Source organism: Falseniella ignava CCUG 37419, assembly GCF_000301055.1.
Lineage (GTDB): Bacteria > Bacillota > Bacilli > Lactobacillales > Aerococcaceae > Falseniella > Falseniella ignava.
This window is the reverse complement of record NZ_JH932300.1, coordinates 452,850-473,094: the sequence shown is the minus strand read 5'-3', so window position 1 is coordinate 473,094 and position 20,245 is coordinate 452,850. Positions and strand designations below refer to the sequence as shown.

The following is a 20,245-nucleotide window of genomic DNA, read 5'->3' as shown; positions in this document are numbered from 1 at the left end:
TTATCTCGCTTCCTTTCTTGATGGATTTACTTGAATAGAATGATTTAGTGCCTGTGCTTTTAAGTATGGGCTGTAACTTTCGCTAGATACCAAATAATGATCTGTGGTCCGAGTTTCCGCAATTAATTGATTTAATGATTTGGTAGAGTAATCATAATAAAAAATATTGACAAACGCTCCAAATGCTAGGACCATCCCAATTAAATATAACCAAATAATAAAGATAATCACTACCCCGATTGTATCTTGGGTTAAATTATTATTCGTGAATGAAAGATAAATTGGGAATAGTTGAGTAACTAATGCAATGCCAACGAAAGCTGTAATGGATCCAGGTATGGCATACTTCATTGGCCAGTCAACATTTGGCATAAAGTGATAAATCATAAGTAAAATCATAAACATACTTATTATAACAATTATCCAACCTTGTTGCGATAAAAATGTTAATAGAAATAACTCGACTTGAAAAAGTGAGTACAACCATATAATCAATTGCTCACCGAAGACAATGAAAAATGTTGTAACTACTGTTCCTATCACTAATAGTACCGTAAAAATATAAGCAAAAATTCGAGCAACAATAAAATTTTTGCGTTGCGGCGAACGATATATACGATTCATCAGCCGTTGTAATGTGTTAAATACATTCGAAGCTGGCCATAATGAAATTAATAAACTGAGTGAGAATGCGCTTGAACTGGTACTTGATAAATATTGGGTTAACAGACCAATTACAAAATGCTCAATCTCATCAGGTAATAACTTACTAATAAATGAAAGAATCTCTTGATGTGTGAAAGGTAAGACGGCAATTAAATTGGCCAGTGCAAGCATGAGTGGAAATAATGCGAATAAAATGTAAAAGCATAACTCGGCAGAATAACGTCCAAAGCTGACTGATGATTTATTCAATTGAAATGTCAAATACAGTCGTTGTAATGTTGGGTTCTTTTTCATCTAACTTTCCTTCCCTAGTTTACTGACGATACAAATCATATCATAGATTCATCTAATTACATACATTTTTTAGACACCACTCTCATATCACGTTATAATAGGTCTATAAGGAGGAGATTATATGCCAAGTAATGATCAAGGTGTGACATTTTATTTTATCCGTCACGGTCAAACCTACTTTAATTTATATGAGCGAATGCAAGGATGGTCCAACGCACCGCTTACTAAAGAAGGAATTCGAGATGTAAGACGAAGTGGACGCGGTCTTGCAGACATTCATTTTGATGCAATATACTCAAGTGATTTGCGCCGTACCATCGATACTGCCAAAATTATTCATGAGGAAAACCACCATTCTGATGGTTTAGAAATTATCCCAATGCCTGAATTTCGAGAAGTATGGTTTGGTTCTTTTGAAGGCTTACCGATTGAAGATGTATGGCCAAAAATTAAAGACCACGCGCGAATTCAACATGATATTCCTACTGGAAGTGATGTTGAGATTCGTCATCTGCTAAATACAATGAAGGCAAAAGACCCATACGCCCATGCAGAAAATTATGTTGAATTTTGGTTCCGTGTTGAATCTGGCTTGCTCAAATTACTCAATCGTCATGCTGGAACTGGACATAATGTCTTAGTATCCTGTCATGGTCTGACCATTCGTAACTTGATTGAAGGTTTGGTAGCCGACTTTGACCAAACTGACGCATTAAAAAATGCCTCTGTATCGATTGTTAAGTACCATAACGGACAATTTAAATTAGAAGTCTATAACCAAGTTGATCATTTTAAAGATGAAGCAGAAGAAGCTTCACAACATTCATAATCTTGATGAACTATAAAATAGATAACAGGCTGCGAAAAAATATCGCAGCCTTTTTATTAAGTATTATCGTTTGATTTCTCCATCTTTTTCATAAGCATAGATGGGTTCGTCTAGCTCCTCATCATATTCTACAATTAAGTTATGTCCTTCAAAAAACCAAGCATCTTCCTTTTCAACAAAGAACACCCAGCCATTCTCTCCCGTAAATTGTGCCACAGGGTCCACTGGATCGGTCACTTCAAAGATTAATGCGAGCATCTCATGTAATGGGCTCGAACCATATAATTTAGACTTAAATCTTATTGACGGTGACTGTCCTTCAGGTAGTCCCACTTGCTCGTGGAACCATTGCTCTGCTTGTGCGTTCACTTTTATTTCCATAGTTTGCTCCTTTATCTTTGATTCGTCTCTATCTTACACTAAATGATGTTGAAAAGCATAAATCGTTGCCTGGGTCCGATCATTTACCTCAAGTTTTGCCAAGATATTTGAAACATGTGTTTTTACTGTTTTTAAAGTTATAAATAAATGATCAGCAATTTCTTGGTTAGTATACCCTTTTGCAATTAAAAGTAGTACTTCCTTTTCGCGCTCTGTCAATTGATCATGAGGCATTTGCTGGCTATCACGATATGTTTGGTCATTTATTTTGTCTTGAACGGCCGGTTCAATGACTTGCTCCCCCGCATTTGTCTGACGTACTGCATTAATAATTTCTTCAGCCGAACTGGTCTTTAATAAATAGCTCTTTGCACCAGCTTTCATCGCAGGGTAGACTTTCTCATCATCAATAAAGGATGTCAAAATAATAATCCGCGCCTCCGGCCATTCAGCTAGAATTCGTTGCGTTGCTTCGATACCATCCATCACATCCATAACTAAATCCATTAAGATAATATCAGGATGCAATTCAAGTGCTTTATGGTACCCTTCAAGACCGTTATGGGCTTGAGCAATCACTTCGATATCTTCTTGAATATTCAAATAAGAAGCCAGTCCTAATCGAACCATCTCATGGTCATCCACTAATAATACTTTGATCATCTTTCGTTTTCCTTTCTGTGACCATCAACTTAATTTCAATCACGGTTCCTTGGTTCAAGGCCGTTTTAATCTGAAATTGTCCTCCCATACTTTTGACTCGCTCTGACATATTACGAAGACCATAGTTGCCTTTATTCAGTCCTTCTTCCACATTAAAACCAATTCCATTGTCAGAAATTTTTAAAGTTACCAACCCATGTGTTTGTTCTAGAAAGACTTCAAGTTGCGTCGCTTTTGCATGACGCATCGCATTGGAAATGGCTTCTTGCACAATTCGAAACAAATGATCTTCAATTCCACTCTCAAGTTGTGTCGGCCCAAGGTTCCACTGAATCTTCATAGGAACTTTTGTCTGTAATTCAGTTAATAAGTTTTCAATTCCGACTTCTAATTTGTGGTCTGCCAAATCAATTGGTCTTAAATGAAGTAGGAGCGCTCGCATTTCAGTTTGAGCCATCCCGATTGTCTGCTCGATTAACTGAACTTGATTAGCAATATCGAGACCTTCACGTTGACTCAGTTGATTCAGGGTGGAAATTAACATTGTCGCAGCAAATAATTGCTGACTCACTGAATCATGCAGCTCACGCGCAATTCGATGGCGTTCACGCTCAATAATTTCTTCTTCGGTATGTTCACCTACAAAAGTAGGCCCGGCAGTAAATTCTTGCAATTCACTAGACAGATGCCCCAACTGATCACGTAACCCTAAAATTGTCTGATTAATTAAATAGAGGCTTTGAATTTGCTGACTCGATGGAATTTCTTGATCAAAAACTGGTTGATGGTATTGCCCTTGCGTTAACCAATTGAGCCGGGCATTAATACTATCAAAGGGTCTGGCAACATCTAGTGTAAATAACGTTGCGAACGCGATACTTAACGTAATAATACTTGCTAGCATTATGATATACAGTGGGTAGTGCCAAACTTGAGTTTGCAATAAAGTCATGACTCGATCCCAATCATAATAAACATAACTGAAAACGAGTAATAAACCTACTAATCCGCTTAAAAATAAACATTGAATACTAAAAAATTTAAACCATAATTTAAAATTCATACTAAAATCACCTCAATATTCCCAAATACTTGAGAAATCATCAAGTTGATGCGGGGGGTCTTTTCAGTATAGTTTTCACTTTGCCATTTCAAAGACTCTGCCATCAATTCGTAACGTTCTGATTGAAAATCAACTTCACCTACTACGCTACTGAGATGAATTTTTAATGCAATATCTTTCGGAATCACTACACGTGTTCGTCCTAAAACCTTTCGAATAATAACGGTAATCTCACGATTTGGTATTACAGTATTACCAAAATCAATCATCTGGCTACCACCAAAATAGACAATATTAATATCATCCCAAGCATAATCTTGCGAGTCAGAGCCATAAAGCTCTTGAACGGACCGCTTATCGATTGTCTGTTGCTGTGAAATGATTGGTTCTTTTAAAACAACCCCTTGATAAATTTGTGGTCGCTGTGGTGAGAGTATAAAGGCATCGGATAGATTCATCAATAGATGACCTTCCTCACTTCGAAAGGATAAATAAAAAATCAATAAGACCACTAACATTGCCCAAAATGAAGGTACAAGGAATAAACCGACAAATATCATCAATAAACTTAAGTATCTAACCACAATGATTAAAAGTGATTTTTTAATAAATAAGGTTCCCATTATAATTAATAATCCTACCGTAACGGCTGTAAGTCCCGGTAAATTATGAACTAATTGATAAAATAATAATAATAGACTTAGTATGACTGCAATTAATACATTCCGACGATCTAGCTTCATTCGGCACCTCCTGCCTAAAATGCTAAAAAACTTGCTTTTAAAAATAAAAGCAAGTTTGAAAGTTTATTGATCCGATGACTCTACACGAGTAATTTCAATATCGAATGAACCACCTGGCGTTTGAATCGTAACTTTGTCGCCTACTTTGTGTCCTAAAATGGTCTTGGCAATCGGTGAGTCGTTGGAAATCTTAAATTCAGTGGGGTCAGCTTCAGCGCTCCCAACAATCGTATATGTTTCTTCATCCCCATCTGGAATTTCCTTAAAAGACACTTTCCGTCCTAACGAAACAACATCTTTTTCAATGTGTTTATCATCAATAATTTCGGCATAACGTAACATATTTTCTAATGTCGAAATACGCCCTTCAACAAAAGCTTGTTCATCTTTAGCAGATTCATACTCTGAGTTTTCGGATAAGTCACCGAAACTACGAGCAATTTTAATACGATCAATAATCTCAATACGTTTATTGACCTTTAAATCTTCTAATTCTGCCTCAATTTTCGCTTTCCCTTCAAGGGTCATTGGATATGTTTTTTCAACCATTTAAATTCTCCTCTTAATAAAACATTGAGAATAAGATACCATGTTCATTGCTGAATTTCAATCTTATTCTCAAGTTATTCTTATTTGATATTGTGTAAAAAATGTTCAATCTTGGTAGATAGTAAATCAATCGCGACCGTATTATAGCCTCCCTCAGGTACAATAAGGTCAGCATATCGTTTCGTAGGTTCGATAAATTGATGGTGCATCGGTTTTACAACGTCAACATATTGCTGAATAACGGAGTCAACGGACCGGCCCCGTTCTTTAATATCACGCAAAATCCGTCGGGCTAATCGGATATCATCATCTGTATCCACGTAAACTTTAATATCCATCAGATTACGTAACTCTTGGGAGTATAAGATCAAAATTCCTTCCACGATAATTACATCGTGTGATTGTGCCATTCGAGTCTCATCAGAACGCGTATGGCGTGAATAATCATAAATTGGAATCTCAATCTCACCTCCATCAATTAAAGTAGCGAGATGCTTAGCAAACAAATCATTATCAAATGCATCAGGATGGTCATAATTCGTTTGAAGTCGTTGTTCAAAGGCAAGATGTGCTTGATCTTTATAATAATTATCTTGCGCGAGTAACATTACAGAATATCCTTGGAAATTACGCAATATTTGCTGACTCACGCTGGTCTTACCGCTCCCTGATCCGCCAGTAACACCAATTACTATCGGTTTCGTCGTCATTGAGTTCCTCCATATTTTTACTGTTGGTTTTCTTGTGTATCTTCACTCTCTAAAGATTCATCGGTTGTCTCTTCTTGAGTATCACGGTTATTTACGTATTGTTCTACTAATAAATCGTGCTCTTCTTGCGTTTGAGAGAAGTAGACTTCTTGTGTATCAATATCTGCTACAAAGTAATAGTAATCTGAATACGTTGGATAAATTGCCGCTGTAATTGCAGAATAACTTGGCGAATTCATTGGACCAGGTGGTAAGCCAATATGTTGATACGTATTATACGGTGAGTCGACTTCTAAATCATCATAAGTAACAAACTCTTTATGCTCACCTAATACGTATAAAATCGTAATATCTGATTGTAAAGGCATTTCAATGGCCATTCGGTTGTAGAATACACCACTGACTAATTTTCGATCCTCAGCAGTAATAGCTTCACGCTCAATAATTGAAGCCAATGTCAAAATTTGATGGTAAGTCAATTCGGTATTGTATAAATCTTCGACCAATTGTTGATAAGTTAAGTTTGCCGATTCAACCATTTGTTCAATCAATTCATAGGCAGACATCCCCGCAAAATAGTCATACGTCGCTGGATATAAATAGCCTTCTAGTGAATATTTCAACCCCTCAATTTCCGTTAGATCTTGTAACAAGGTTGGGAACTTGGCAACCAGTCGGTTCATTGTTTCTTTACTTTGAACAGTTTGAATAAACTCTTCTTTAGAAATTGCCGTATTTTCATCAACTAACTCTGCAATCTGCTCGACGGTCGCTCCTTCTACCACGGTAAGTGTCGTGTCCGCATCAACGAAGATTGGCTCGCCGCCTTCCTCTAATCGCTCCAATACTTGCTGGGCATTCATCGATGGCGACAGCTGATAGTGACCTGCTTGAAGCCCACGAGTTCCCTGTGTTCTTAAAAACAAATGAAAGATATCGGCATTGCGAATAATCCCCGCATCTTCTAGCAGCTCTGCAATACTGCGTTTACTACTGTCGAAAGGGATGGTTACTTCAACCTCTTGATGATTTGACGGATCTACCGGTTTTAAAGCCGTTTTTACATAACGGTAGCCTAGCATACTGACAATCAGGACTGTAAGCAAGCTGATCAGCATAATGATCCTAACGATTCGTGTCGTCCATAATCGTTCTTTCATCCTTGCTTCTTCTACTTTTTGCGCTTGTTGTTTCAATTGATTACGAGATCTCATGAAGGGATCCTCCTTTTCATCATCGTCGGTGAAATTATATCAGAATTACAGTCTAATAACTAGACTTACTTCATTTTTAAGCTTTATAAACAAAGTCCGGACAATCATTGCCCGGACTGATTATTAATTTTACCCTCGCTTATTCAGCTGCTTCTTCATCGATAAAAGTAGCAATAACTTCTTCAACCATATCCCATTCTTCATCAGATTCTATCTGGTGAAGTGAGCCTGCTAAATCATCGTCTTCTTTATAAGAAAAGACTTGAATCTCTACTTCATCATCATTATCCGTACCATGTGGGTATACTACAACATAATTTTTTTGGTAATCTTGTGAATCAAAGGTGAATAAGATATGGTATAAAGTCTCATTACCTTCTTCATCAATGATCGTAATTAACTCTTCTTCATGATTATGGCCACATTCACATTCATGATGTGCTTCATCTGGATGATGGTGATATCCACAACCACATTCGTGTTTATGTTCTTCGGTCATCTCTATACACTCCTAGTTTGTATTTGCATCTAAATAATTTTGTAAAATAATTACAGCCGCTATTTTATCAATAACTTGCTTACGCTTTTTGCGTGAAACGTTCCCTTCTTGAATTAGCATTCGCTCAGCTTGGGAGGTTGTTAAACGCTCGTCTTGATAATGAATTGTTAATTCTGGCAGTAATTGTAACAACTTTTCACCATAAGATTGGCTAGCTATAGCACGCGGTCCTAATGTATTATTCATATTTTTAGGAAGTCCAATGACAACCGTCTTGACTTGGTTTTCTTCAATTAACTGAAGCAATCGGTCAAAGCCAAAGTCTTCTTGCTCTTCATCAATACGAATCGTCTCTAATCCTTGAGCTGTCCATCCCATCAAATCACTGACTGCTACACCAACCGTCTTAGATCCTACATCCAATCCCATGATTCGAGAATAGTTTGATTTCATATTATTTTGCGATATAGTACTCGACTAATTTTTCTAAAATCTCATCACGTTCATGTCGACGAATTAAATTCCGTGCATCTTTATGACGTGGGATATATGCTGGGTCGCCTGATAAAAGATACCCTACAATTTGATTAATTGGGTCATAGCCTTTTTCTTTTAAGGCATGATAAACAATGTCCAACGTCTCGCGAACGGTATGTTGTTCTAAATCATCGAGCTTAAACATAATTGTTTCATCTAATGATTGCATATGCACCAGACCTTTCTTCTTATTAAAACAAATTCTTAATCTACATTTTACCACAAAAATCTAAATGATGCCTAATTTTATACTAAGCTTTGAATTTGTGCCCCAACTTGATCTAAAAGTGTAGGAATTCCCGCTGGATTTTTCCCACCAGCTTGCGCCATGTCTGGACGTCCACCGCCGCCACCGCCGATTAATTTCGCAAGTGGTTTTACTAAATCACCAGCTTTAATCCCTTTTTCGATGGCTTTATTATCCGCTAAAACTAATAAATTCGCTTTATCCCCTTGATCAGACACAATCACTAGGATGTCTGAAGCTTTTCGTTGGCGCCACTCATCACCAAGACTGCGCATCACATCAACCGATTGATTATCTAACTTGATTGTAAGGTATGTTAAGTCTGCGACTTCTTCTACTTGTTGGAAGAGTGTCTCAGATTCTTGTTGCATCATCTTGCGAGTTAAAGATTCCACTTTTGACTCAGCTTCTTTGAGTTCTGTCTGTAACTGGTGGATGCGAGCAAGTAGTTGGTCTTCTTGTTGAACTTTCAATTCTTCTTGAATTTGTTCAAGCAATTCACTCTGATTTTGATAGTATTCAATCGCCGCTTGTCCAGTTAAGGCCTCGATTCGACGGATTCCAGCGCCAATCCCCGACTCACTAATAACTTTTACTGTACCAATATCATTGGTGTTGCTAACATGGGTTCCCCCACATAACTCAATGGAATCATTTGCAATATTGACTACCCGTACTACGTCTCCGTATTTTTCACCGAAAAGTGCCATCGCACCCATTGCTTTCGCTTCTTCGATTGGCATCACATCTGTAACAACATCCACTGATTGATTTACCATTTGATTTACATAAGCTTCAATTTGATTTAATTCATCATCCGTCACTTTTCCAAAGTGAGAGAAGTCAAAGCGTAGACGATCGGGTCCAACATAAGACCCTGCTTGGTTCGCATGTTCCCCTAATACTTTCTTCAATCCACGATGTAACAAGTGAGTTGCAGTGTGGTTTTTATTCGTTGCATGGCGATATTTTGCGTCTACTTGAAGCGTGTAAGATTGTCCTTTAACGAGTGGCAATTCTGATACTTCGATTCGATGCATATACTGTCCATTCGGTGCTTTTTGTACATCCGAAACTTGTCCTATAATTTCATTACCATCATAGACTTCACCTTGATCAGCAATTTGTCCTCCCATTTCAGCATAGAAAGGAGAACGGTTAAAAATAACCCAACCTGTATGACCAGGATTAAGTCGATCCATCAATTGATCATCTTGAACAATTGCCATAATTGTTGCATCGGCATTAAGTTGCTGATAACCAACAAATTCAAATTCACTATCAATCTGTTGTAAAACATCGGATTGCACTGACATACTATCTTCTTTTGAACGTGCGCTACGTGCTCTTTCACGCTGTGCTTCCATCTGTGCATCAAACCCTGCTCGATCGACCGTTAAATGATGTTCTTTCGCAAATTCCTCAGTCAACTCATAAGGAAAGCCGAATGTATCATAGAGAATAAATGCTTTCTCTCCTGGAATCACCGTTTCATTCTCCGCTTGCAATTCTTCGATTACAGATTGAAGTTGAATTTCCCCTTCTTCGATTCGCTCATGGAAACGTTCCTCCTCTTGGCGGAGGACTTGCTCAACAAATGCATGATTATCTTCGAGTTCAGTGTAGTAAGATCCCATTACTTCGACAATTACTGGAACAAGTTCGCTTAAGAATAAACGATCAATTCCCAAACGACGTCCATGCATGACGCTTCGACGAATGAGACGACGAATAATATAGCCTCTACCTTCATTTGAAGGCAATGCACCATCACTGATTGCAAAGGTGACGGCCCGAATATGGTCGGCAATTACTTTGAAACTTACTTGTAATTCACCTGCGTCCGCATAAGAGCGATTTGATAATGTCTCGATCGTTTTAATAATTGGCATAAATAAGTCCGTCTCAAAGTTTGTCGGTGTATCTTGAATGACAGAAACAAGGCGTTCAAGCCCCATCCCCGTATCGACGTTCTTATGAGGTAGCGGTTCATATGTATCATCTGGCATATGATTAAATTGAGAGAAAACTAAGTTCCAAATCTCTAACCAGCGCTCATTCTCACCGCCTGGATAATTCTCAGGATCACCTTCAGCTAAATCGCAATATGCTTCCCCTCGATCATAGAAAATCTCTGTATTTGGTCCACATGGTCCAGCGCCAATATCCCAGAAGTTCCCTTCTTCTGCCACAAGGTGCTCTTTATTAAATCCTGGCACTTGTTCCCAAATTTGCTTGGTCTCTTGGTCTTCAGTGTAATAAGTCACATAGAGTAATTCAGGGTCTAATGCTAACCATTCTTCACTCGTTAAAAATTCCCAAGCAAAATGAATCGCATCTTCTTTAAAGTAATCTCCAATTGAAAAGTTCCCTAACATCTCAAATAAGGTATGGTGACGCGCAGTATATCCTACGTTTTCAATATCATTCGTTCGGATACTCTTTTGTGCGTTAGTTAAACGTGGTTTTTCTGGAACTTCTGTTCCATCAAAATATTTCTTTAATGTTGCTACACCCGAGTTAATCCAAAGTAACGTTGGATCATTCACAGGAATCAATGATGCACTTGGCATCACTAAATGTGATTTTTGCTCGAAAAAATCTAAAAACATACTTCTTATTTCACGACTACTTAACTGCTTCATAACATCCTCCATTAATCAGTTTAATTCATGTTATATCTCGATAAGATTAAAATAAGAGTTGCTATACGTAAGGGCGTTCTAACGCGGTACCACCTTACTTATAACAACTCATTGTGTCAATCTTTAGGATTGTTAACGCCAATCACACGCTAATTTTTCAATTAGTACGATGAGGAGCATTTATTCGTCATTTCTTTCACCCAATGAAATGTCTCTAATTGTGAATAAACATAGTCTCATTGGCTTTAATTATAGGGTTTATGTCTAAAAAAATCAATACTTTTACGATGGATTCCATTTATTCACACGAATTTATACATTTTTACATCACTTTAGGTATAATAGTATCAGATTGATTATTTTGAGGTGACTTATGGACAAGACTATCCAAATTATTTGTCATTACGCAGCGGGAAATGGTTACGCTGAGAAACAACTTGAAAAAGTAACAAAAGAACTGCATCGGCTACAACTTGCTTATATCATTCATCGGACGAATTATGCGACACATGCTTCATCAATTACTCAAAAAATTATCGAGCAATTCGACGAAACACACCCTCACATTATTGTAATCGGAGGGGATGGTACGCTCCATCAGGTTGTGAACACACTTTATCAAAATCATTTCCAGATCCCCATCACCTACATTGCGGGAGGAACGGGGAATGATTTCCATCGAACCTGGTTAAAAGATAAAAGTATTGAACAATTGATCCAGCAAATCGCTTTTAATGCTCCCGCAACAGAGATACCTATGATTCGCTATCAACTTGATGATGAAGAAAAATCGCACTTAATTTTGAACAATATGGGATTTGGATTTGATGGCCTGATCAATTATTATGTTCAAAAACAACGCCATTCCGCAGCTGCGAAATGGTTGCAAAAATTCCGATTAAATTATATTTCAGCCATTTTCCCAAGTTTAAGATCAATTCCACACTTCAGTGTAAAAGGGACTCTCGATGGTAAGCCTTTTCAATTTGATCAGGTAAATATTGCTACCATTATTAATTCCCCATACAATGGCGGTGGCATTCGAATTTCCGATGTTGCTGTCGCAACCAATGATGAAATTAACTTCACCCTATTCCATGATGTGACTTTAAGCAGTGCGCTACCATTGATTTATAAAGTATTAATCTCAAAAAATCAGCGGACATCACCTAATGTAACACATTTAAAGGGGCAACATTTAACGTTAGAAGTATTGCATCCTGTTATAGGTCAAGTCGATGGTGAAGTGCTATACCCGCAAACTTACACTGTCGAGTGTCACGTTGCCCGTTATCCATTTAACTTATAAAAAATAAGACAGCACTACATACAACGTGCTGTCTTTTTGGTTTTCTCTTATTTTGGCATAAAATCATAGGGACTCAGCTCCCCCATATTAATCATCGGATCAATTTGATGAATCGTCTCTTCACTTAATACAATTTCTTCAACTACAGAGGAGGATTCAAATACTTCGATGGAATCCACTTCATTCGATAAATTCAAGTCTGAATCCACATTGTCATGAGCCATTGTTTCATCTAATTTATCTTGTTCAAATTCCATCATCAGTTCAATTAAGAACGTCTGTCTTTTCGATTGCTGGTATTGAACGCCTTGATTAAAACAAGCCTCACTACCGATTAAGACGAGATTTTCTTGCGCACGCGTCACAGCAGTATATAGCAAGTTGCGTTGAATAATTGGACGAAAAGCTGTCACCAAGGGGAAGATAACGAGCGGATATTCACTCCCTTGTGCTTTATGAATCGACACACAATACGCGAGCGTTAACTGATTCAAATCACCTCGGCGATAAGTTATTTCCTTTTCTCCTTCAAAAACAACCACCATTTCATCCGTTTTGGACTCCGTCTCATCTTTATAATCAATTCGTTGGATCATTCCGACGTCCCCATTAAAGACTTCGTCTTCCGTATTATTAACAAGCTGCAATACTTTGTCACCTTCACGAAAAACACCTTGGTTAAACTCAATTTCGCGGACTCCAGCTTCTGCTGGATTCATTAAAGATTGTAATACCGTATTTAATCGATTAATCCCTGCCTCACCTTTATACATCGGTGCTAATATTTGCATGGTCATCGCGTTGTATCCTTTTTTTAAGGCAAAAGAAGCGATATCATGAACCGCTTTTGCGATTCCTACTGTCCCGATCTCGATAAATGATCGGTCGTGTTGTTTTTGGGTAAAGTTCGTTGGCAAACTCCCTTGCCGAATATGACTTGCTAAGTCAATAATTGTACTCCCTTTACCTTGGCGATAAATACGTTTTAACGAAACAACAGGAATCTGTTTAGATTGAATTAAATCCGTAAATACTTGACCAGGTCCGACAGAGGGTAACTGATCCTGGTCCCCCACAAAAACAAGTTGCATCGATGACGGCACTGCTTGAAGTAGCCAATTCATTAACCAAGTATCCACCATCGACATCTCATCAATAATCAATAATTTACCCGCTAATAATTCAGCATGAAAATTTTCAGTCACAGATTCACGGGTAAAACCAATCAGTCGATGAATGGTAGAAGCAGGTAACCCAGTAGCCTCTTGCATTCGTTTAGCAGCCCTGCCTGTCGGAGCTGCTAAATGAATAACGGCTTCATCAGCCGTTTTATATGGCAACTCGCTCAAGTCATACTCATGCAACAAACTATGAAGTTGAATCAATCCATTTATTAAGGTCGTCTTACCCGTTCCAGGCCCACCAGTAATAATCGAAACAGGCGACTGAATTGCCCGTTTTAAAGCTGCCAACTGGCTTCGGTCATATTGAACATCGGATTGAGCCATTAGTTGATGCAATGCATCGTCAATTTCTTCTTCTGTAAAAGATTCACTAACGCAATTAGTAAGTTGTCTGACTAATTGCTTGGAGATGCCTACCTCTGCATAGAACAAACTCGCCATCGCGTAACGCTGATCATAACAAATTAGCATATCTTGATTCAGTGCTTCGTCCAGACCGTCTTCTAATTCTTGATCACTTACCAAGTAATTTCGACTTTGCTCTAACAATAATCGGCTTTGAGTAAAGAGTTCATCTTTACTGATCCAAGTATGTCCTTGATCATAGCAGATTAAATAAACGCTTGACATTGCCGCCGCGGCAATACGTTTTAAGGCATCATCTTCAATGCCAAATTCCAGTGCGAGTTGATCTGCCTTCGTAAAAGAAATCCCTTCAATCGTTTGAATCAGCTCATAAGGATTGTCACGTATTATTTCTAGCGCTCGACTATCGTAATAATTAAAAATTCGGTCCGCCAACTTAGCGCTAAAGCCCCACTGGTTCAGTTGAATATAAATCCGTTCTGTCCCTTGATAGTTTAAAAGTTCTTGACGCAGCGATTTTGCGTTTTTGGCACTCAATCCGGTAATACCCTCTAAACTCTTCGGATCATCTATAATTAGTTCAATTGCTTTGGATCCAAGCTTGTCCACAATTCGCTCAGCGAGTACCGGTCCAATACCTTTAAAGCGATAGCTTGATAAATAATCTATTAATCCTTCTTCTGAAGTCGGAGTTAATTGTTGGTATCGTTCCACGGCAAATTGCTCGCCATATTTAGGATGCGTCGTCATTTTACCGAAAAATTCATATAAGGTATCGAGATGAATCGAGGGGAATTGACCGGTCATCACGATCTCATCAAGCAAGAACGCATCCCCTTGATCAGGATCTAACGCTACTCGCATCACTTTATAGAAGTTAGACGGACTCTCAAAATATATCGCATCAATTTCGCCGACTAAACGCATTTGAGTCATCCGTCATCACCTCCAAAATTAATTTAAATAATAATTAAACATATTGACGCTGAACCCTTTCAAAATAGGCTGCATCAATAATCCCGCCGCCTAAACATTCTTTGCCTTGGTAGAACACAACCGCTTGGCCAGGTGTGACCGCACGCATCGGTTCTTTAAAAATCACTTTCGCTTTAGTTAGCGTTTCATCTAATTCGACGGTGACAGGCACATCTTGTTGGCGATAGCGAATTTTCGCCGTACATTCAAATGTCCGCCCTAAATTCAACGAATGTGTAAAATGAACTTGAGAGGCAGTCAAATAATCTGAATAAAGGTTCGGATGATGAAAACCTTGACCTACATAAAGGGTTTTGGTTGCTAAGTCTTTCCCAATAACAAACCAAGGTTCCTCCAATTCGCCGCCACCACCAATGCCTAATCCGTGGCGTTGACCAATTGTGTAGTACATTAAACCAGCATGTGCTCCTTTATCTTCCCCATCCAGTGTCATCATTCGTCCAGGTTGGTTCGGTAAGTAATGGGATAGAAATTCATTAAAGTTACGTTCTCCAATAAAGCAAACCCCAGTCGAATCTTTCTTCTTAGCAGTAGCTAATTGATGTTCTTCGGCAATTTTACGCACTTCTGATTTTTCCAAATGACCAATTGGGAAGAGCGCCTTCTGTAATTGTTCTTGGCTCAATTGATTTAAGAAATAAGTTTGATCTTTATTTTGATCCTTACCACGCAATAAATGAACGACTCCATCTTCATCACGTTCAGCTCGAGCATAGTGCCCCATCGCAATATAGTCTGCGCCTAAATCCATAGCATAATCTAAAAATGCTTTGAATTTAATTTCTTTATTACACATAACGTCTGGATTCGGTGTCCTACCCGCACGATATTCAGCTAGAAAATATTCGAACACCGCATCCCAATATTCCTTTTCGAAGTTGACGGAATAATATGGAATATTTAATTGATTGGCAACAGCGGCCACATCTTCATAATCTTCTGTCGCCGTACAGTACCCTGTTTCATCCGTATCATCCCAGTTCTTCATAAATAAACCAATAACTTCATAACCTTGTTGTTGTAATAAGAGTGCCGCAACAGAAGAATCTACTCCGCCACTCATACCTAAAATTACTCTTGGTTTAGACTCTCCCACTTCACATTCCTCCTTATGATTAAGCATTAAACATCATGTTCAATTAAGACATGTCGCTCAACAAAACCATCTAAAATAAAATTAATCTTTTCAATAATAACTTCGTTATTATTTAATTGGGTCACATCGATGGTTTTAAATCCTTTTTCACTCGCAGTTGACATCTTTAATGTTTTTAAATCTTCATCAATCATCACTTTGAAGACCAAGCCTTGTGCATTATCTGTCTTTAAAGAACGTTTATATTGAAAGTTACCTTTATTCGTATTAACAAACCCATTGTCACGAAGCGTGTATGGACGGGCTTCTGGACTCACACTAAACACACGGTCGAACCCTTTTAAACTTGCTTGCTGATTGAATGCCATAATTATTTGTCTCCTTTTTCTTTAAGTTCTACTAATGTTTTTACAAATTGATCTATTTCATTTTTAGTTGTTTCTGGGCTGAATGAAATACGCAAACTTTGGACTAAACGATCTGTTTCATTCGGATAATACGCTTTTAAAATACGGCTTGGTTGAATACTACCGGCAGAGCAAGCCGATCCAGCAGAAACAGCGATTCCCACTAAATCCATCTGAATTCGTAACTTTGCACTCTCAAAATCGGGCAGCCAGAGATTGACAATATTATCCACTGAATGTGTTGTATTTCCATTGAGGTGATATTCAATTTGATGCGCCTTCAAGGACGTTAGTAAATCATCTTTAATAGACTGATAGTGAGCTAAATGTTGCGTCAATTCTCCCGTAGCGAGTTCAATTGCCTTTGCCAATCCTGCAATGTATGGAATATTTTCTGTCCCCGCTCGCTGAGACCGTTCTTGTCCCCCACCAACAATCATTGGATGCAATTGCATTGCAGGATTTTGTGGACGATAAACTAAAATCCCTACCCCTTTAGGGCCACTAATTTTATGGCCGGTTACTACGAAAGATGTAATGGGATAAGATGCATAGTCGCAATCAACTTTACCAATCGCTTGCACCGTATCACAGTGGAACCAATAGCCGCGGGACTGGGCTGCTTTAGATATACTTTCAATCGGAAGAATCGATCCCACTTCATTATTCACTGCCATAGCAATCCATCCCGTTGTCTGCGGAGTTGAAACAGCTTCAAATTGATCCACAGTGAATTCTCCTTCAGAATTAGGATTGACTAAGGTATAGGTAAACCCTTCATCTTCAAGTTGTTCTAAACACTTCAATACGGCAGAATGCTCGATTGAAGTGGCCACGAGATGATTTCCTAGCCCGAGCTCACGACTTTGGTAAGCTTGCGAACGAATCGCCCAATTAATGGCTTCAGTGGCCCCACTAGTAAAGTAAATTTCATCCGAAGAAACATTCAAACAACGGGCAATCGTTTGTCTTGAAGATTCTAACAACTCATGCGCTGTTCGACCTAATTGATAAGTGCTTGATGGATTGCCATAGTGTGTCGTTAAAGCCTCCGTAATGACTTTAATCACATCCGGATGTACCGCGGTCGTTGCCGCAGAATCAAGATAAATCATTCGATCACTCCTTTATTTTATAACAAATTTAAACATTTATTGTCCCAGTGTTCTTTTTTCTCGAATCGCATCAAAAATTGGCACTAAAAAGATTGCGATAAAACCAGTTGAAAAACCATTATTGTATAGTGTGGACCCCAAATGTAAGGTCAGTGTTTTGCTAAGTAAAGTCATATGCATAAAACCAGCAAATAATCCTCCAAGTAAGCCGTAATGACTCGTTAGAGGTGAAAGACCAAAAGCAAAGAGCATCGGTAACACAACCCCATTCGAAGAAAGGTTAACACCATAACACCAGCCAGCCAAAATCACTCCGAGCATTGTAGGAATCACGTTTAATGGATGCGCACCTGCGGCACCAAAAGCCATTAATGATAACATCGCACCAATCGAAGTACCATTCATTGGAAATTGTATCGCATAAATAAAACTTAATCCCACTAAAACATTCAACGCCATATTCAAAGTCGCTGTATGTAACCCATAGGTCTGGATAAAATCAGCACCTGCAATACCACGTGAAAGAATCAATTTCGGATAATTTTCCTTCACTTGTTGCCACTGACTCAAGGCGAATAGAATAAAAATAACCGATAAAATCATTAAATAATCTGTAATATGCGCATGGGCATGAGTACTAATAATATTCACCGGCGCCACTTCCATATGCAATTGTGCCATTACCGCAGTCACAACAATCCCAATCAACCCAGCAACGTACCCATAGTTAAGTAGTGTCATGCCTCCATGGAATTTCGCAGTTTTATTGGCTAAAGGTACAGAAATCATCCCGATTATTACTCCAACTATAGCGCCAGCAACTAGCGAACCGATCGAATGGCCTCCCATTAACCAGATAACTGAAGACATCGGTCCTAATGAATTAGCATACATCGCAAAGGCAAAATTTTGAGCAATTGACTCTCTCGCCCACCAGCTATAAAGACAAACGCCCATCATTGGCGGAATAATATTTAAAAAATGACTCCCAAAAAAAGCATGGCCACAAGAGAAGAATACACTGGCAACATAAGCACCTTTAAGCTCTTTTGCGCCGCTTAAACGATATAACAAATGCGCAATTAAAAAATGAACGGCCACGTTAATAAACGTTGCACTAACACCACCGATTTCCAGATAATCATGCGTTAATATCCCCGATTGATTCAAAATCACTTTGACACCATTCAGAGCATCCGAACGGTCCGGCATAAACATTGCAAAAATAAATGTATAAACACTCATCATTAAAAATAAATTACGTTCAATCCATTTTGTTAAACGTTGCTTGTGTATGGTCATCTCTTACCTCCAGATAAATCTTCTTTTAAGCTAATTGTTGAATAAAAGCTTTGACTACCAAATTATACACTAATTAGGTAAAATTGTAATGTAATCAAGATAATGAAAGGAGCATTCTATGCAGAAACCACTGGCTTATCGGATGCGTCCCCAACATATTGATGAAATTATCGGTCAAAAGCATCTAGTCGGTCCAGGAAAAATTATTCGGCGCATGGTTGATGCCAAGCGACTATCTTCAATGATTTTATACGGGCCTCCTGGAACGGGAAAGACCAGTATTGCTAGCGCCATTGCCGGAAGTAGTCGATATGCCTTCCGAATTTTAAACGCATCGAACGATGGTAAAAAAGAATTAGAACAAGTTGTTGAAGAAGGTAAAATGTCTGGTTCGGTTATTTTACTGCTAGACGAAATTCACCGTCTTAATACGACGAAGCAAGATTTTCTCTTGCCCCACCTCGAAAGTGGACGGGTTATATTAATTGGAGCTACAACCGAAAACCCATACTTAACGATTAATCCTGCGATTCGAAGTCGTGTTCAAATTTTCCAAGTGAAGCCTCCCCAATCGGAGGAGGTCAAAGAAGCTCTGCAACGAGCTATCAAAGATAAAGAGCATGGTTTAGGAGAATACAACATTGAACTTTCTGAAGATGTTTTAAATCACTTTGCTCACGTTACACTAGGTGATATCCGTTCAGCATTAAACGCGCTTGAATTGGCAGTTTTATCGACCCCTCCTGAATCCGACGGAACGATACGTATTACCCAAGAAATCGCCGAAGAGTGCTTGCAACATAAACGGATGGTTCACGACAAAGATGGCGATGCTCATTATGATACGATTTCTGCCTTTCAAAAGTCAATTCGTGGATCAGACGTTGACGCTGCCCTCTATTATTTAGCCGTTTTACTTGAAGCGGGTGAATTAACAATTGCATGCCGCCGCCTTCTCGTAACGGCTTATGAAGACATTGGACTTGCAAATCCCGCCGCTACCTTAAGAACGGTCTCTGCGGTTCAAGCTGCTGAACGTCTAGGAATGCCTGAAGCGCGAATTCCTCTGGCATTTGCCGTAACTGAATTAGCTTTAAGTCCTAAATCAAATACGAGTTACATGGGTATCAATAAAGCGATGGGTGCTATTCGGGACGGGAAGGTTGGGCCAATTCCTCTTCATTTGCGGGATGCGCATTATTCAGGTGCGAAAGACTTAGGTCACGGAGTTGATTACTTGTACCCGCATGATTATCCACACCATTACGTCACGCAACAATATCTACCCGATGTGCTAGTAAATGAACAATTCTTTAATCCTGACACTTCTAACAAATACGAATCTACACTAAGTCAGATTTATCAGCAACTAAAGCAAGACAAAAAAAGTTAAACGTTACCATTGTTGATAGATTAATCTTTTATCAAAT

General features: G+C 38.6%; 20 protein-coding genes. 3 read left to right on the top strand and 17 right to left on the bottom strand.

Annotated features, from left to right (window positions below; genetic code table 11):
• Positions 1-960 (bottom strand): YihY/virulence factor BrkB family protein, encoded by a 960-nt coding sequence (locus tag HMPREF9707_RS02375; protein ID WP_006701119.1) that lies wholly within the window; start codon positions 958-960, stop codon positions 1-3.
• 121 nt (positions 961-1,081) lie between these two features.
• Between HMPREF9707_RS02375 and HMPREF9707_RS02370 the strand changes: the two genes are divergently transcribed.
• A complete protein-coding gene (locus tag HMPREF9707_RS02370) occupies positions 1,082-1,789 on the top strand; it encodes a histidine phosphatase family protein (protein ID WP_006701118.1) in 708 nt (235 codons plus the stop codon).
• A gap of 63 nt (positions 1,790-1,852) precedes the next feature.
• Here the strand turns inward: HMPREF9707_RS02370 and HMPREF9707_RS02365 are convergent, their stop codons facing one another.
• From HMPREF9707_RS02365 to alaS, 11 genes are all read right to left on the bottom strand, one after another.
• A complete protein-coding gene (locus tag HMPREF9707_RS02365) occupies positions 1,853-2,170 on the bottom strand; it encodes a HesB/YadR/YfhF family protein (protein WP_006701117.1) in 318 nt (105 codons plus the stop codon).
• Positions 2,171-2,203: 33 nt separating this feature from the next.
• Positions 2,204-2,833 carry a response regulator transcription factor gene (locus tag HMPREF9707_RS02360; protein ID WP_006701116.1) on the bottom strand — a complete coding sequence of 210 codons (630 nt, stop codon included), beginning with the start codon at positions 2,831-2,833 and terminating at the stop codon, positions 2,204-2,206.
• On the bottom strand, positions 2,808-3,896 hold the full coding sequence (locus HMPREF9707_RS02355) for a sensor histidine kinase (protein ID WP_006701115.1): 1,089 nt from the start codon (positions 3,894-3,896) through the stop codon (positions 2,808-2,810). The genes HMPREF9707_RS02360 and HMPREF9707_RS02355 overlap by 26 nt, the downstream gene beginning before the upstream one ends.
• On the bottom strand, positions 3,893-4,639 hold the full coding sequence (liaF, locus tag HMPREF9707_RS02350) for a cell wall-active antibiotics response protein LiaF (RefSeq protein ID WP_006701114.1): 747 nt from the start codon (positions 4,637-4,639) through the stop codon (positions 3,893-3,895). The genes HMPREF9707_RS02355 and liaF overlap by 4 nt, the downstream gene beginning before the upstream one ends.
• Positions 4,640-4,702: 63 nt before the next feature.
• On the bottom strand, positions 4,703-5,188 hold the full coding sequence (gene greA, locus HMPREF9707_RS02345; RefSeq protein ID WP_006701113.1) for a transcription elongation factor GreA: 486 nt from the start codon (positions 5,186-5,188) through the stop codon (positions 4,703-4,705).
• 80 nt (positions 5,189-5,268) lie between these two features.
• The gene (gene udk / locus HMPREF9707_RS02340) at positions 5,269-5,898 is read right to left on the bottom strand and encodes a uridine kinase (RefSeq protein WP_006701112.1); all 630 of its coding nucleotides are present in this window, start codon (positions 5,896-5,898) and stop codon (positions 5,269-5,271) included.
• A 17-nt stretch (positions 5,899-5,915) separates the two neighbouring features.
• Positions 5,916-7,112 (bottom strand): endolytic transglycosylase MltG, encoded by a 1,197-nt coding sequence (mltG, locus tag HMPREF9707_RS02335; RefSeq protein ID WP_006701111.1) that lies wholly within the window; start codon positions 7,110-7,112, stop codon positions 5,916-5,918.
• A 139-nt stretch (positions 7,113-7,251) separates the two neighbouring features.
• Complete coding sequence (locus HMPREF9707_RS02330) at positions 7,252-7,611, bottom strand: DUF1292 domain-containing protein (RefSeq protein ID WP_006701110.1); 360 nt, start codon at positions 7,609-7,611, stop codon at positions 7,252-7,254.
• Positions 7,612-7,623: 12 nt separating this feature from the next.
• Positions 7,624-8,064, bottom strand: a complete 441-nt coding sequence (ruvX, locus tag HMPREF9707_RS02325) for a Holliday junction resolvase RuvX (protein WP_040442832.1) — start codon at positions 8,062-8,064, stop codon at positions 7,624-7,626.
• A 1-nt stretch (position 8,065) separates the two neighbouring features.
• The gene (locus HMPREF9707_RS02320; protein ID WP_006701108.1) at positions 8,066-8,317 is read right to left on the bottom strand and encodes an IreB family regulatory phosphoprotein; all 252 of its coding nucleotides are present in this window, start codon (positions 8,315-8,317) and stop codon (positions 8,066-8,068) included.
• A gap of 77 nt (positions 8,318-8,394) precedes the next feature.
• Positions 8,395-11,040 carry an alanine--tRNA ligase gene (gene alaS, locus HMPREF9707_RS02315; protein ID WP_006701107.1) on the bottom strand — a complete coding sequence of 882 codons (2,646 nt, stop codon included), beginning with the start codon at positions 11,038-11,040 and terminating at the stop codon, positions 8,395-8,397.
• 373 nt (positions 11,041-11,413) lie between these two features.
• Here alaS and HMPREF9707_RS02310 point away from each other — a divergent pair, with 373 nt between their 5' ends.
• Positions 11,414-12,349, top strand: coding sequence for a diacylglycerol/lipid kinase family protein (locus HMPREF9707_RS02310; protein ID WP_006701106.1), 936 nt, complete (start codon positions 11,414-11,416; stop codon positions 12,347-12,349).
• Positions 12,350-12,396: 47 nt separating this feature from the next.
• On the opposite strand, the gene recD2 is transcribed toward HMPREF9707_RS02310, so the two are convergent.
• Genes recD2 through HMPREF9707_RS08440 form a run of 5 tightly spaced genes read right to left on the bottom strand, consistent with a single transcriptional unit; the run spans position 12,397 to position 18,815 of the window.
• Positions 12,397-14,835, bottom strand: coding sequence for an SF1B family DNA helicase RecD2 (gene recD2, locus HMPREF9707_RS02305; RefSeq protein ID WP_006701105.1), 2,439 nt, complete (start codon positions 14,833-14,835; stop codon positions 12,397-12,399).
• A gap of 34 nt (positions 14,836-14,869) precedes the next feature.
• Complete coding sequence (gene mnmA / locus HMPREF9707_RS02300) at positions 14,870-16,018, bottom strand: tRNA 2-thiouridine(34) synthase MnmA (RefSeq protein ID WP_051007493.1); 1,149 nt, start codon at positions 16,016-16,018, stop codon at positions 14,870-14,872.
• Complete coding sequence (locus tag HMPREF9707_RS02295; protein ID WP_006701103.1) at positions 16,018-16,359, bottom strand: hypothetical protein; 342 nt, start codon at positions 16,357-16,359, stop codon at positions 16,018-16,020. The genes mnmA and HMPREF9707_RS02295 overlap by 1 nt, the downstream gene beginning before the upstream one ends.
• A gap of 2 nt (positions 16,360-16,361) precedes the next feature.
• A complete protein-coding gene (locus HMPREF9707_RS02290) occupies positions 16,362-17,513 on the bottom strand; it encodes a cysteine desulfurase family protein (RefSeq protein ID WP_006701102.1) in 1,152 nt (383 codons plus the stop codon).
• A gap of 36 nt (positions 17,514-17,549) precedes the next feature.
• Complete coding sequence (locus HMPREF9707_RS08440; protein ID WP_006701101.1) at positions 17,550-18,815, bottom strand: DUF1576 domain-containing protein; 1,266 nt, start codon at positions 18,813-18,815, stop codon at positions 17,550-17,552.
• Between the two features lie 118 nt (positions 18,816-18,933).
• Between HMPREF9707_RS08440 and HMPREF9707_RS02280 the strand changes: the two genes are divergently transcribed.
• Positions 18,934-20,208 (top strand): replication-associated recombination protein A, encoded by a 1,275-nt coding sequence (locus HMPREF9707_RS02280; RefSeq protein WP_006701100.1) that lies wholly within the window; start codon positions 18,934-18,936, stop codon positions 20,206-20,208.
• Positions 20,209-20,245 lie beyond the last annotated feature (37 nt).

What these genes read in the sequence shown, in the direction of transcription:
- mnmA (WP_051007493.1), bottom strand. Translation starts at nt 16,018, where the DNA reads ATGCTTAATCATAAGGAGGAATGTGAAGTGGGAGAGTCTAAACCAAGA.
- HMPREF9707_RS02295 (WP_006701103.1), bottom strand. Translation starts at nt 16,359, where the DNA reads ATGGCATTCAATCAGCAAGCAAGTTTAAAAGGGTTCGACCGTGTGTTT.
- HMPREF9707_RS02290 (WP_006701102.1), bottom strand. Translation starts at nt 17,513, where the DNA reads ATGATTTATCTTGATTCTGCGGCAACGACCGCGGTACATCCGGATGTG.
- mltG (WP_006701111.1), bottom strand. Translation starts at nt 7,112, where the DNA reads ATGAGATCTCGTAATCAATTGAAACAACAAGCGCAAAAAGTAGAAGAA.
- ruvX (WP_040442832.1), bottom strand. Translation starts at nt 8,064, where the DNA reads ATGAAATCAAACTATTCTCGAATCATGGGATTGGATGTAGGATCTAAG.
- recD2 (WP_006701105.1), bottom strand. Translation starts at nt 14,835, where the DNA reads ATGACTCAAATGCGTTTAGTCGGCGAAATTGATGCGATATATTTTGAG.
- HMPREF9707_RS02320 (WP_006701108.1), bottom strand. Translation starts at nt 8,317, where the DNA reads ATGCAATCATTAGATGAAACAATTATGTTTAAGCTCGATGATTTAGAA.
- liaF (WP_006701114.1), bottom strand. Translation starts at nt 4,639, where the DNA reads ATGAAGCTAGATCGTCGGAATGTATTAATTGCAGTCATACTAAGTCTA.
- HMPREF9707_RS02370 (WP_006701118.1), top strand. Translation starts at nt 1,082, where the DNA reads ATGCCAAGTAATGATCAAGGTGTGACATTTTATTTTATCCGTCACGGT.
- HMPREF9707_RS02360 (WP_006701116.1), bottom strand. Translation starts at nt 2,833, where the DNA reads ATGATCAAAGTATTATTAGTGGATGACCATGAGATGGTTCGATTAGGA.
- HMPREF9707_RS02310 (WP_006701106.1), top strand. Translation starts at nt 11,414, where the DNA reads ATGGACAAGACTATCCAAATTATTTGTCATTACGCAGCGGGAAATGGT.
- HMPREF9707_RS02375 (WP_006701119.1), bottom strand. Translation starts at nt 960, where the DNA reads ATGAAAAAGAACCCAACATTACAACGACTGTATTTGACATTTCAATTG.
- HMPREF9707_RS02280 (WP_006701100.1), top strand. Translation starts at nt 18,934, where the DNA reads ATGCAGAAACCACTGGCTTATCGGATGCGTCCCCAACATATTGATGAA.
- HMPREF9707_RS08440 (WP_006701101.1), bottom strand. Translation starts at nt 18,815, where the DNA reads ATGACCATACACAAGCAACGTTTAACAAAATGGATTGAACGTAATTTA.
- udk (WP_006701112.1), bottom strand. Translation starts at nt 5,898, where the DNA reads ATGACGACGAAACCGATAGTAATTGGTGTTACTGGCGGATCAGGGAGC.
- HMPREF9707_RS02330 (WP_006701110.1), bottom strand. Translation starts at nt 7,611, where the DNA reads ATGACCGAAGAACATAAACACGAATGTGGTTGTGGATATCACCATCAT.
- greA (WP_006701113.1), bottom strand. Translation starts at nt 5,188, where the DNA reads ATGGTTGAAAAAACATATCCAATGACCCTTGAAGGGAAAGCGAAAATT.
- alaS (WP_006701107.1), bottom strand. Translation starts at nt 11,040, where the DNA reads ATGAAGCAGTTAAGTAGTCGTGAAATAAGAAGTATGTTTTTAGATTTT.
- HMPREF9707_RS02365 (WP_006701117.1), bottom strand. Translation starts at nt 2,170, where the DNA reads ATGGAAATAAAAGTGAACGCACAAGCAGAGCAATGGTTCCACGAGCAA.
- HMPREF9707_RS02355 (WP_006701115.1), bottom strand. Translation starts at nt 3,896, where the DNA reads ATGAATTTTAAATTATGGTTTAAATTTTTTAGTATTCAATGTTTATTT.